We start from the raw sequence: 12,943 nt of genomic DNA on the forward strand, positions 1-12,943 counted from the left end.
ATTTATTGTTTTGACTATAATAGCTTTCTTATCGAATCTTTCCACATGAGATCAGCAGGGGGCAGTTCTTCACCCATCGACATATAAATACGGTCCATCCTGAGTTCGGACTTTCTCGCAATGATTGAAAATATATGATCCCCCGACGTGAGTTCCAAATCGGAAATGTAGCACCAGTAATATAATTGCGCTGTGTTATAAGTATGAAGTTCCCCTTGACCTGACTGCTCAGATAATGGTCTCACAACGCCGTCAAGGGACAAATAACAAGAATCGGATTGATCATTATAATGGCGAAGAAGCAGCCAAATATGATACGTTCCAGGAGTATGAATCCGAATTTGGTAGTGCATAGCCGGCGCAATATTCGGATCTTCCCATAGGATACCAGGTTTAGGAACATGCATGGCAAAGCCAGTTCTGCCATTGGTTTCAGACTGTAAGTGACTCCAAGAAAGAGCAGTCCCGTCTTTACTTGACGTCAGATAAGCATTTTCTGAATTTTCCAACACATACTCCGCTTCCATCGCAACAATGCCATTCGTTTCTAGAAATTTCCCTGCACCAAATTCGTTGATTACATCTTTTCTACTATCTGGATTATCACGGTTAACGTAGCGTTTCACACCAAGTGTTGCCTGCGGTATGTTTAAACCTTTCAAGAAAACATTACGAACCGTTTTATAAAAATCTCTCGTTGCATAAAGTACATTCGGAAGAGGTACTTCACTCTCTTTTGTCTTATACAACTCACTACATAACCGTTCTACTTCATTCCACTCTACGTCAGGGGATTCGAATCCATGTTCAGAAACGGGTATGTTATTATGCCAACTGGTAATCGGACCTATATTGGATTCGATATTTGGCTCGTCTGTATAGAGTACAATCTTGCTGATCGTTACATAATGATCAACCATATACAGTTTTAAAACATGCATACCTGCAGACAAGTAAGGGAGTTTAACTATCATTTTTTCTCCATTGTTAATGACGGATTCCTTCCAGTTCCCCATCCATTCATCACGAGTTTCAGATTCGACTATAATGGGCTCTGCATCATCTATCCCTATTCCAAATCGGATTCTCCCTGTCGAATGTAATGTGAGAAAACGATGTATCTCCAGTGTGAATTGTCCGCTCTCTTTAATTAAAATGTCGTATCCTAAAAAAGGATGTTTCTTTACCTCTCCCTCAAGTGGTCGTAAGTTCTCGTTCCAAGCCATCACCGTTGCGCCTTCATATCTTCCCATCCCCGGAACAGTCACCCAGCCGCACTTTAGCTCGGTACCCATCTCATCGTGATGATGATGGCATGAAGCTGCGGGAATCGCAACATAACCATCCGCTTCTATATATCCGCTGAACCCTTGTGGGACGTCTACATATTCCTCAATTAGAACACGTATCGGATGAGCAGTCCTCTCTATAAGATTTTGGATGATAATGAGTCCAGTCTTGCCCGCATGCTGCTTAGGATCTTTCACCGATACCAAAATTCTCTTCTCTGTTTGGATTGATCCTTCTTTTTCGGAGATCGAAATAAAGTCGGCCCCTTCGGTTACATCAATATGAAAAGGAATCTTTCCTGCTCCTAGATTACCGATCTCAAACCATTTTTGTCTTTGACCATAGATAGAGAAATGTAGCACGTCCCCTTCATCCCATAGATGGATACTCATACCGCTTCCCGATATTTTTAGTGCAGGTTTTCTCGCAGGATACATGGCAGTAGGCGGAGGAGGAAAGCTTTCCGGAGTGAGAATCCCCTCCCATTTAGCATCACTCATCTTTTTGTTATAAAAATGAAGCATGCTTCGCTTATAATCCATCATTTTTTTGGTAAGTTCGACATAGTGATCTGCTGCCTGCATGTTTCCACGATCATAAGAAAGCACACTTCGATCCGCATAATAGAATTCATGATTGGTGTAATAGGAAGCGTGGATTCTCATTAAAAATAGTTGAAAAAATGCATCTCGCTCCTCCCTTGGAAGGCGATTGATCATGTTGTTTCCCCGTCTAAAGATATCCTCAAGCTTCTTTAATCTACGGCCTGCTTCATCACCAAGTACGGTTTGTGAGAAGACATTGGAATTCATATGTTCAATTTTTCGTACATTCGTTACTTGTGCAAAAACTTCATATATTTCCGCAGCTTCCGAGCCATGATTTCCGGAAAAATTAGTGTTAATCCAGTGTTCAGTAAACTTCAACGCATTTTTCGTTAATGCTTTATCTTTTCCTGCTTCCCATCCGTACCGCAAGAAAAACTCCATATCCTGTTCAAGGGGCTTCAGCCCTCCCACATTTAGAATCCATAGTTTCCGTATTCCAGACTCATATGACTTTTTCAACTCATTCCCCGTGTGAGCCAAAGGAATTGAATTGATAAATAGATAGCTCATTGCGGTTCCTGGAGCAGCCCAGTACGAATTGTGATAATATAATCCGTTTCCTCCCGTTCGTTTGCGCTCCGTTTCATTTGGATACCTGCGCACATGACCAAAGTTATCATTTGCCCATATTAAGGTCACGTTATCAGGTAACTCAAGCCCATGATCATAAAGCTTCAATACTTCTTTGTAAGGAATAAAGGTTTGTAACGAATGTTGTTCCCTTTCTTGACCAATGACGTCTCTAATGATATTCCTTTGATTTTGTATGACTTCCCCTAGTAAAGAAACTCTCGCTTCTGTCTTCTCATCCTCATTCATTGATTGATTTTCATCGATCGCCCGAGTATGAAAACCGGAATCGTGGATTCCGCGCATGCCAACGGTATAACTCACTTCATAATTCTGGTTATTTTCGACACTTTCACGCCAATACTCATCCAGAATCTCACGATTTGTGCCTTCGATCGAATAATCATATACAGCGTCCGTATATCCTTTTGCCTCAAGCCAAGGTTCCCATTCGTTCTGATTACTGCGAAGCAGCATATCGCAATGAGATGTCCCCACCACCATACCCATTCGATCCGCAAGTGCTGCATTTTCGGGATTCTCATTAAAATAATTCACATGCATGGCTGGCCAGATGAAATTTGCTTTTAGACGAAGTAACAGTTCAAAAATAGGCTGGTAGGTAGCTGGTCCGATGGTACCATCCGGAGTATGAAGCTTAGCCCACTCATTAAGCTCCTCCTCATCATTTAAGAAGATTCCCCTATACTGCACAGAAGGCCAATCTGCTTTTGAATAATCAAGTGGCAGGTGGAATACATCTTGTGTTTTTACGGGAACATCCGCAAAGTAATACCATGGCGATACACCGATCGCCTCACACAGATCATAGATTCCAAAAACGGTACCTCGTCTATCCGTTCCTATTATATAAAATACGTCGTCTACTACTTCTTGAAGGAATGCTTCCCAGTGATATGAACCATCTTCTTGCTTCAGCTTATCTAGTGAAACCCCTTTTTCTAGTAGATGAGCTAGCAAGGACTGATTATTTGCAAGCGTACCAATGACCATACTGCCCTGTTCTATTTTTTTCGTAATGACTGCCTTACAGCCGCAAGCCCTGTCTATATCTCGTGTTACATTTTCAACAGCTAGATGCACTGCACTATTTTCCGAATCCGAAACATAAACCATTACCAATTGATTTCTTCTCAATAATTCAAGTTGATTGATCATTCCTTGGTTTGACTTCAAGATTGTGCCCCTCCTCATATCCCTTCGTAGGTAGCTAAACTATACCTGAATACCTAGCAATCATCTTTTATTATGTTGCCATATTAAGGATTTGTTATATTATATTGCTATACAGAACGGAGGCTGAGCGATGAGTGCAGATTTGTTTCAAACGCATCCGCTATTTTCAATTGAATATGTAGTTCATGACAAGAGCCACGTGATGTCTAATGAACATTACCACAATGCTTATGAACTCTATTTTCTAGAAGAGGGCTATCATCAGATGTTAACTAATGATTCCATTTATGACGTGACCATGCATGATGTTGCTTTATTTAAACCCAATTCATTTCATCGTAGTTATAAAAATCAAGCTTGTGCTAGAACATGTCTCTATTTTACAGAGCGTTTTCTGCATTTATATTTTACGGATAGGTCCATAAAATCTTTATTAAGATGCTTCGATAAAGATATCATCTCACTTACTAAAGACGTATTCCCGAAGGTGAAAAAACAATTGTTGTTATTAGAGAAAGAGAACATCGATGACACGAACAATCGCATTTTTGTATATCTGGCTGACCTGTTAACTCTATTAAATGATCATAAAAGTTCATTAAAAACAGATCAAACCTCCAAAGACTCCAACTTTACACAAATCCTTTCGTACATCAATCAGAACTATAACAAGATTACAAAAATTGAAGAGATCGCAGAACATTTTTACATATCCAAATATTATTTATGTCATCGCTTTAAAGAAACGACCGGTCTTACTTTAGTTCAATATATCAATAACATTAAAATTCAACATGCATGTAACCTGCTTATAAATACGAAATTATCCGTTTTAGAGATTGGAATCGCATGTGGCTTTAATTCTTCCATGTACTTTTGTAGAGTCTTCAAACAAGCTTTATTCATGACACCAAGTGATTTTAGAAAACAAGCTAAATAATAGTGATCAAAATCAGTCTTAACGTTACGAAGTAAAAAAAGATTCGGTAAAAGTAAAATAAGTGCAAGGTCCTCTTTTTCCCATATCTCCGCTATGAATCGAAAGTAAAAATACTTCCTGTTTCTCGTCAATAACTTTTATATCACCTGCCCCCTTTCTCGTTTACAATATTTTCAAGAAAGGTCATCAGTACCTATCGCGAAAAAGGGGGAGCATTATGAAAAAGAAAACGAAAACCTTACTATTGTGCTTATGCATGTCGACCTTATTTATCGCAGCCTGTACGAGTGGAGGTAACAATGACAAAAGTTCAACAAAAACGGATTCGGATACCACTGAGGGCGGAACGACAACAATTCACACCGTAACTTCAGAATACACTTCTGCAAAATACCCACAGGGAGACGATATCACAAACAATGTGTGGATTGAGCGATACAAAGAGAAGTTTAATATCGACGTCAAAACAGACTGGGTTAGTGATGAGTACGATACCAAATTGAATTTGGCTATAGCATCGAACGATCTACCTGACGTGTTCAGGGTCAACCCATCACAATTGAGACAGTTGGTTGAAGCAGATATGGTAATGGACCTTACGGATGTCTTTGATCAACATGCTTCAGATCGTCTCAAAGGTTATATGGAAGCGGATACAGACAGTTATGAGTCTGGAAAGAAGGACAGCAAGCTGTACGGAATACCCCAGATGCACTGGGGATTAATTGAACAACCAGACTTCGTGTGGATTCGAAATGATTGGAAAGAAGAACTTGGACTACAGGATCCGAAGTCGATTGAAGACATTAAGAATATCGCGCTGAAATTTATGGAGAAGCATGGGGGTTATGGCATAGCGGTAGATCAAACGCTAGATTACCTGAACCTGCTTGCCATCGCATGGAATGCGCATCCGGATATGTGGCTCGAGGATAACAGTGGACAACTAGTGTATGGCTCAGTTCAGCCTGAAATGAAGAATGCACTGGCTGAATGGTCAGAATGGTACAAGCGAGGGATCATTGATCCGGAATTTGCAATCAAAGACTTTAACGCGATGAATGCCGACATCGTTTCCGGTAAAGTGGGAATACAGCCTTATTACCAGTGGTGGGGGTATAATCCTGGTGTCGATACGGTAACTAATCTAGGTAAGGACGCAATCTTTTATCCTTATATCATCCCTACCGTCGATGGAAAGGAAGCGAAACAATCTATTTTCTTCGCCAACAACAATTATATTGTTATGAAAAAGGGATTCAAGAATCCTCAGGAAGTGATTAAAATTTTGAACGACTATGCTTATATTGTTGATGAAGGTAATGGTAAGGAATCCCCAGAAACTCTATCCGCCTTGCTGGACAACGATATTGCCCATATTGTCGGAGCATTCCGTGTACTTAATCCAAATTCTGACTACGAGCAGTTTGAGGCTGTATCAGCAGCCCTTCAATCCAAGGATACCAGTGGACTCACTACTTCGGGAATGTGGCAAAAATATAACAACAGTGTCGAGTTTATGGAGAATGCAACACCAGGTGCAGTCGGTGATTATTTGCAACAAGGGGCTCCAAAGAATGCTTATGGTCTTGCTAAGAAAGTACTCGACAGCGAGAACTACACGAAGACGGCGCTATGGGGTGTGACACCCGAGGTACTGTCAAGCTACGGTTCAACTTTAGATGATATTCTCACAGAGGGATTTACCAAGATCATTATGGGTAGCGAAAGTGTTGATTATTTCGATGTTGTCGTCCAAAATTGGCGAGCTGCCGGAGGCGATGAAGCAACCCAAGCAGTCAATGACGCCTACGGAAAATAATAATACTCTCACAAAAAGGGGATGAGAATATTCTCGCCCCTTTTTGAAGATTATTGAATTTCATAAGTTTTCAGCCGTGCTGAAGAATTTCGATAATCGAAAGAAAAGATCCGCTAAACACGAATGTATCATCATCAATAATGCTACGATCAGAAGCTTTTCTTATAACGGTTACATCTTTAATACGCCAAGAACGGAGGAATATTAATGCTGAGAAAATGGAAGCAGCAGAGTCCCTACCATCTAATGTTGATCCCAAGCCTTGTCTTGGTCTTCATCTTCAGTTACATCCCTTTTTACGGGCTTATTATTGCGTTTCAGAAATACAACCCAGGTCTCGGCTTCAGCTCCCCCTGGGTTGGGTGGGACAATTTTGCGCACGTGTTTAATCAGCCGAACTTCGTAAGAACGATCTGGAATACACTTTACATGTCCGTCTTCAAAATTATTGGCGGTATTATCGTGCCCGTTATTTTCGCATTACTACTTAACGAAGTATTGAACAGCGGGGTCAAACGTATATTCCAAACCCTTGTGTATATTCCAAACTTCCTGTCATGGGTCATTATGGCTGGCATCATGCTGGATATACTCAGCTCCGATGGAATTATCAACACATTTCTTGCCGCATTTGGAATTCAGCCTATCTCCTTTCTTGGTACACCTTCCATATTCCCTTGGACGATGATCGTAAGTGACATCTGGAAAGGATTTGGATTTGGCACGGTAGTTTACTTAGCAGCCCTCACCAGTATTGACCCGGGACTTTATGAGGCTGCGGTAATTGATGGAGCCAAACGTTGGAAGCAGACGATCTACATTACTTTGCCTCTCCTTATGCCAACGATTGTATTAATGACGGTATTGTCACTTGGTAACGTTCTGAATGCCGGCTTCGACCAAATATATAACCTATATTCTCCTGTCGTGTATCAGACCGGTGATATTATTGATACCTATGTATATCGTTTGGGGATTCAGCAGGCACAGTATTCGATTGGTACCGCTGTCGGATTATTTAAATCTATCATTTCCAGTGTTCTGGTTGCCGTATCATACATTCTTGCCTACAGGGTAGCCGGCTATCGTATCTTTTAAGGAGGAACTATATTATGATCCATGATAAAAGTATGGGCAGGCGTTTGTTTCATATCATGAATTACACCATATTGCTTCTGATCTCTCTTCTCTGTATCCTCCCGTTTATCAATCTTTTAGCTGTGTCATTCAGCAGCAGTTCGGCGGTATCTGCTGGTAATGTTACATTCTGGCCCATCGAATTCACGACAAAGGCCTATGAATTCGCATTAACTGGAGGAGCATTCTTCCCGTCTCTCTGGGTTGCCACCCAACGAACTGTTCTCGGAACGCTTGTGAATCTCGCTTTAATCGTACTCACTGCTTACCCGCTTTCCAAAACAAAACAAAAATTGATGGGCCGTAATATTTATATGGGATTTTTTATTGTAACGATGTTATTTAGTGGAGGTTTAATTCCAACATACCTCGTGGTGGTCAAGATGGGACTAATAGATTCGATTTGGTCTCTGATTCTGCCCGGAGCTTTACCCGTATTTAGTATGATCATACTCATGAACTTCATTAGAGGGTTACCAGAGGAAATTGAAGAATCAGCCATCATCGATGGTGCGGGGCCTGTACAGGTACTGCTTCGTATTCTACTTCCGCTGCTCAAGCCTGCTCTTGCTACAGTCGGTTTGTTCAGTATTGTCGGACACTGGAACTCATGGTTCGATGGCATTATCTATATGAACAATCCAGCCAATTATCCATTACAAAGCTATCTACAAACCCTCCTTCAGAGCTTTGAGCAAATTATGCTGAAATCTGGATCCGATTATACTCAACTACTATCGATGATGAACGCAAGAACCGGACGCGCTGCTCAAATGTTCTTAGGTGCCATTCCGATTTTGCTCGTTTACCCGTTCCTACAGAAATATTTCACCAAGGGTTTGGTACTTGGTAGCGTGAAAGGATAAATAAGAGGGTTTGCAGATCACACTGCAAACCCTTTTTATTGTATTCATTATTGTATTCAAGTTTTATTAACACCAAGAACAAGACTACTTGAACTCTGAGATAGCAGGTAGCAGAATGGTAAACATCGTACCATCTCCAATTTGACTATCCACCTGTATTCCATAGGGCTTACCAAAATGAAGTTGAATACGTCTCTGCACATTATACAGACCGATTCCTGTGGTTCCTGTGCCAACCTCGGGCTTTTCTTCCCTAAAGTTTAGGATTGTATGATGGTCCATACCGACACCATTATCACAGACTTCGATCGTAACATCACTTCCCATCGGTTGAATCCGAATGGTAATAACTCCGTCTTCTTCGAGTTCGGCCAAACCATGAAAAATCGCGTTTTCAACAATGGGCTGCAGGATCATTTTGGGCATACGGTAATCCATCAGTCTATCCTCTATCTCATATCTCATCTGAATACAACCATAGTATCTGACATTCTGAATCGTTACGTAATTCGCTATGTTTTCGATCTCCTCACGAATCGTTACGAGGGTTCCATCGGATCTGGTCGCATAGCGAAGCATAGAGATTAGTGCATCTGTCATCTCTACGATTTTGTCAGCTTGTTGCATAGAAGCGATCCATTTTACCGACCCAAGTGTATTATATAGAAAATGAGGGTTGATCTGGTTATGAAGTGCACGCATCTCGGCGGCTGCTTTCTCTATTTCTTCTTGTTGCATCCTCTCGACCATACGTTTTAATTCATATGACATCTTATTAAAACGATTCGATAAATGTCCGATCTCATCTCGAGAGCGAATAAGTTCTACTTGTTCGAACTGTCCTTTTTCAACCAAAACGATATTGTGTAGGAGTTTTTTAATGGGGTGAGTAATGACATGAGATAAAAAGATGGAAATAATGGCAGCAAAAAGAGACATCACAATGGCCAGCGTCACAAGATTGCTACCTAGTATTTTCCCGTCGGCAGTTAGCTCATCCAAAGGCATATATAAATAAGTTGTCCATTTTTGCTGACTAAGTGGACTTGTTATTACGATATTCTATGATTCGACTGGACGAACATTATCTCGGAACAATGTGCCGATCAATTGATCGTTGACGTTATACACAATTTTGTCGTCCTCGTCGACGATCATGAACCTTGAACGTAGTCCCTCCTGCAAGTTGCGATTGACAATTTCGATAAACTTTATATCAATGCTGACGACGATCACACCAAGTAGTTTTCCATTATCCACATCATGAATTTTACGAGCATGTGAAACTGCAAGGATTTTATTCTCCAACTGCTTATCGATTCGGGTTGTCAAAGTGATGGTTCGATCCTTTGAATGCATGAACTTCTTAAACCACAATTCATTCGACATTTTAAAATTATTATCAATGGGTTGGTTGGGGCTCACGAACAGATCTTCACCCCCATTCAAATTATATAGATAAATGGAGAATACGCGATCCTTCATCATAATGTAATTCATCAAATTATTGTATGCAGCAACCTCATTTTTCTTTTCACCATCCCGTAAGAAATCTTGAATGGGGAAGCTTCCTTCCTGAGTCGCAGATAAATTGTTGCTAAGTCCATTGCTGGCCAGAAGTGAGATCTTTTCAATTTCCTTAAGAAACTCATCTATGCGAATATTTGTCTGTTTGGCTAGATCGCTTAGAAGATCCGTATAATTTTGCGCCAACAATCGCTCGGAAGAGTAATAAGAATTGATCGTCATTACGAATACGGGAAGGATAATTACCGTCATACAAATCACCATGATTTTATACTTGATTTTAAAAAGTTGGGCACGCTTCATGTGATGCACCTCTATTCACGTATTACTGCTGTAGTTCTCGATATTCCTCAGGCGTGACTCCTACAGATTTTTTGAAGATCTTACTGAAATACGTGTAATTGTGGTAACCCACTTTGTCTGCTATCTCATATACTCTCAATTCTCTGCTCAATAGGTAAGCCTTTGCATGATCAATCCGCACTCGTGTTAAATAAGTAATAAAGTTCTCACCTTTCTTCTGCTTGAATAATCGGCTGAGATACGAAGAATTGACATTGATTTGGCTAGCTACACTTTGCAAAGAAATATCCTCGGCATAGTACTTTTCGATTACGTAAGTGGCGAGGTCTGCGTAGGTATGTTCCTGCATGACTTGGGAATCAGTTTTAAAACAATTCGCGATATAAGTAAGCATATCTTGATGGATATCCTTCCAATTCTCTCCATTCAAAACGGTTTCATATGGCAATTTCTCCGTAACAGAAAGCTTATCCCTTTGTGTAGCGCTTGATAAATGCGAGTGTATCACTTCCATTACCATGATGTATTACTTACGAATACTGCTTTCATCCGCATGTAACTCCTCCAGTTCAGATCGAACTTTATCAAGGAAAACCTCTGCTTTTTTAAGGTCTTTGCATACCCATAATTTTAAAAATTCTTGTTTTTGCTGCAGACTTAGTATCCCATTTATTTCTTTTCTCGCTGGAACTTGGACCACATCCTCATAAAAAAACACCTGATTATTGTCGGTGAAAAAATGCTGTCTAAGGGCAAATTCTGCCTCTTGGCATGCCTTTTTAATATAATGGAAGTCAGGAACGATTGTACTTACTCCCGCTGTGAGAGATAGATTCATAAAATCTTTTATTGAGGAAATCAGCTTATTGCCAAGTTTATTTATATCAGCGTGTACGGAACCACTATCAGGAGGAATATTAACTACAACCCAATAGTCAGATGAACTTTCAACGAAAATCTCTTTCTCCCATTTGGATGGGATGACCTCTTCCATTATATTTAGAATAGAAAATCGGAGTAATTTTTCCCCCTTCTCAACGTATTTCTTCTTTGCATCCTCGTAATAGTTTACGATAAACTTGATGATAATTAGCTTGTCCGATCTTACGCGGAAATGTAACTCCTCAGCTTTCTTTGCCATATCCTTTTCACTGATGAATCCGCTTACAATATCTTGGAAAAAGCTGTCCTTTAGATGTCTCAAACTCTTAGAATAATCATGCGGCATTAAAGGTACGTTGGTCGGTCCATAATGTTCTTTATGCAGTTTCTGTTTAACGGTAGTAAGGAGCTCAATAAGAGAAGTCTCGGAAATCTCACTTTTAATCAGGTAATCTGTCGCGCCAAGCTTAAGTGCTTCTTTCACATAATGTAATTCGTCAAAATTACTCAAAATAACATACTTACAGGTTTTCAGTAAGCAAGATGCCTCTTGTATAAACTTTAGACCATCCATTACAGGCATCTTGATATCCGTAATAATTAGATCGGGAAACACTTCTAGTGCGAGCTCCAATGCTTCCTTGCCATTCCCCGCTTCACCCACAACATAAAAACCAAATTCCTCCCAGTTAAGCATGGAACGAATTCCCACCCTCATTAACAATTCGTCATCCACAATCATCAGTTTATACATTAGACTCCCCCAATTTTCATTATTCAAGGACCAGACCTTGCTAATCTAAAGATTTTAGAAAACGGAGACCAACCTACCTAGATCATTTTCAGCTATTTTACCATTGTAAAGAGTACGCGACTATCTTCTGTAGACACAAAAATGCGAACCATCTGTGTTCCAAGCTTAGTTGCTGGAAGGTGGATAGCTCGCATAATTTAATTACTATTGTGTTAGCATCTCTGATTAGATTCATATTGGTACTTCTTATTCTTTTATCCTATTTCAGAAGCTACTAATTTATTGCGTTCCTGTATAAATGACCTTCCGGGAGATATAGAGGGGAATCAGGTTCATCCTGAAAGGCGCCATATATTTTATTCTCGCCTTCATTAGCTACGACAACGAATATGGTTTCATCTTCTCTATCTTTAACCCATTCTCCTACCTTCAAAGTGGACAAATCCGGGTCGGTAATAGCTACATTTATATTCTCCTCTGTCCAAGTTACACCTTGGTCTCTACTAATGATACACAGTTCGAAACGTGGCTTGTGTCGTTGTTCATTTAGAAAAGAAAATAAAGCTTCCCCAAAGATCCTCCCGACCTCATTGTCGTTCAGTTCGTTAACAAGGCTACTATTTCGTACCTTTGCAGCAGCCCTGCGCTTTATTCTCCGTGCTTTTCGTTTATCTACTTTGTGTATACCCATGGTTGTCTAAGCTCCTCTAATGAATTGAAATAATCAATAACAATTAAAAATGTATTGTTGCTTCTGGCACGATATCACCTGTATTTTTGACCCTAACTGCAACTTTATCATTGTATTTGTCAACATTAATCCAGCTGATAAAATCATCTGGACCATAGACATTTACATAATCAGCAAATGATTTTCCTCCATCTCTTTCCACAAATTCTGTATAGATTCTAAATGGATGATTTCCTTCAATCGTACTCATCCAGCTTCCAAACTCTTGTTGTAATTTCTCTAAATTGGTACCAACCTCATCTATTACATTATAATAAGATGGATCCTCATGTATCATAATTGCAATAATCATAATC

The 12,943-nt window shown here is 40.0% G+C and carries 11 protein-coding genes; 4 read left to right on the forward strand and 7 right to left on the reverse strand.

Going from position 1 to position 12,943, the window contains the following annotated elements; all coding sequences use genetic code 11:
• Window positions 1-14: 14 nt before the first annotated feature.
• Window positions 15-3,665 carry a glycosyl hydrolase 115 family protein gene (locus tag ACWPWY_RS08030; protein ID WP_454191192.1) on the reverse strand — a complete coding sequence of 1,217 codons (3,651 nt, stop codon included), beginning with the start codon at window positions 3,663-3,665 and terminating at the stop codon, window positions 15-17.
• Between the two features lie 130 nt (window positions 3,666-3,795).
• Here ACWPWY_RS08030 and ACWPWY_RS08035 point away from each other — a divergent pair, with 130 nt between their 5' ends.
• The 4 genes from ACWPWY_RS08035 (at window position 3,796) to ACWPWY_RS08050 (ending at window position 8,430) form a co-directional block, all read left to right on the forward strand.
• Window positions 3,796-4,605 (forward strand): AraC family transcriptional regulator, encoded by an 810-nt coding sequence (locus tag ACWPWY_RS08035; protein ID WP_454191193.1) that lies wholly within the window; start codon window positions 3,796-3,798, stop codon window positions 4,603-4,605.
• 217 nt (window positions 4,606-4,822) lie between these two features.
• Window positions 4,823-6,427 (forward strand): hypothetical protein, encoded by a 1,605-nt coding sequence (locus ACWPWY_RS08040; protein ID WP_454191194.1) that lies wholly within the window; start codon window positions 4,823-4,825, stop codon window positions 6,425-6,427.
• A 207-nt stretch (window positions 6,428-6,634) separates the two neighbouring features.
• On the forward strand, window positions 6,635-7,525 hold the full coding sequence (locus ACWPWY_RS08045; RefSeq protein ID WP_454191195.1) for an ABC transporter permease: 891 nt from the start codon (window positions 6,635-6,637) through the stop codon (window positions 7,523-7,525).
• A 14-nt stretch (window positions 7,526-7,539) separates the two neighbouring features.
• Entirely contained in the window at window positions 7,540-8,430 is an 891-nt protein-coding gene (locus ACWPWY_RS08050) for a carbohydrate ABC transporter permease (RefSeq protein WP_454191196.1), read from the forward strand.
• A gap of 84 nt (window positions 8,431-8,514) precedes the next feature.
• Here the strand turns inward: ACWPWY_RS08050 and ACWPWY_RS08055 are convergent, their stop codons facing one another.
• The 6 genes from ACWPWY_RS08055 to ACWPWY_RS08080 all read right to left on the reverse strand — a co-directional run bounded on the left by ACWPWY_RS08055 (window position 8,515) and on the right by ACWPWY_RS08080 (window position 12,939).
• Window positions 8,515-9,387: a sensor histidine kinase gene (locus tag ACWPWY_RS08055; RefSeq protein ID WP_454191197.1), complete on the reverse strand. Its 873-nt coding sequence runs from the start codon at window positions 9,385-9,387 to the stop codon at window positions 8,515-8,517.
• A 105-nt stretch (window positions 9,388-9,492) separates the two neighbouring features.
• On the reverse strand, window positions 9,493-10,260 hold the full coding sequence (locus ACWPWY_RS08060) for a cache domain-containing protein (RefSeq protein ID WP_454191198.1): 768 nt from the start codon (window positions 10,258-10,260) through the stop codon (window positions 9,493-9,495).
• Between the two features lie 22 nt (window positions 10,261-10,282).
• The gene (locus ACWPWY_RS08065; protein WP_454191199.1) at window positions 10,283-10,780 is read right to left on the reverse strand and encodes a helix-turn-helix transcriptional regulator; all 498 of its coding nucleotides are present in this window, start codon (window positions 10,778-10,780) and stop codon (window positions 10,283-10,285) included.
• A gap of 6 nt (window positions 10,781-10,786) precedes the next feature.
• Complete coding sequence (locus ACWPWY_RS08070) at window positions 10,787-11,896, reverse strand: response regulator (protein ID WP_454191200.1); 1,110 nt, start codon at window positions 11,894-11,896, stop codon at window positions 10,787-10,789.
• A 274-nt stretch (window positions 11,897-12,170) separates the two neighbouring features.
• The gene (locus ACWPWY_RS08075; protein WP_454191201.1) at window positions 12,171-12,587 is read right to left on the reverse strand and encodes a hypothetical protein; all 417 of its coding nucleotides are present in this window, start codon (window positions 12,585-12,587) and stop codon (window positions 12,171-12,173) included.
• 43 nt (window positions 12,588-12,630) lie between these two features.
• Window positions 12,631-12,939: a hypothetical protein gene (locus ACWPWY_RS08080; RefSeq protein ID WP_454191202.1), complete on the reverse strand. Its 309-nt coding sequence runs from the start codon at window positions 12,937-12,939 to the stop codon at window positions 12,631-12,633.
• Window positions 12,940-12,943: the final 4 nt, after the last annotated feature.

Source organism: Paenibacillus sp. Marseille-Q7038 (assembly GCF_965111595.1).

Coding starts and splice junctions, on each gene's coding strand:
- ACWPWY_RS08035 (WP_454191193.1), top strand. CDS start 3,796: ATGAGTGCAGATTTGTTTCAAACGCATCCGCTATTTTCAATTGAATAT.
- ACWPWY_RS08040 (WP_454191194.1), top strand. CDS start 4,823: ATGAAAAAGAAAACGAAAACCTTACTATTGTGCTTATGCATGTCGACC.
- ACWPWY_RS08045 (WP_454191195.1), top strand. CDS start 6,635: ATGCTGAGAAAATGGAAGCAGCAGAGTCCCTACCATCTAATGTTGATC.
- ACWPWY_RS08050 (WP_454191196.1), top strand. CDS start 7,540: ATGATCCATGATAAAAGTATGGGCAGGCGTTTGTTTCATATCATGAAT.
- ACWPWY_RS08060 (WP_454191198.1), bottom strand. CDS start 10,260: ATGAAGCGTGCCCAACTTTTTAAAATCAAGTATAAAATCATGGTGATT.
- ACWPWY_RS08065 (WP_454191199.1), bottom strand. CDS start 10,780: ATGGTAATGGAAGTGATACACTCGCATTTATCAAGCGCTACACAAAGG.
- ACWPWY_RS08070 (WP_454191200.1), bottom strand. CDS start 11,896: ATGTATAAACTGATGATTGTGGATGACGAATTGTTAATGAGGGTGGGA.
- ACWPWY_RS08075 (WP_454191201.1), bottom strand. CDS start 12,587: ATGGGTATACACAAAGTAGATAAACGAAAAGCACGGAGAATAAAGCGC.
- ACWPWY_RS08080 (WP_454191202.1), bottom strand. CDS start 12,939: ATGATTATTGCAATTATGATACATGAGGATCCATCTTATTATAATGTA.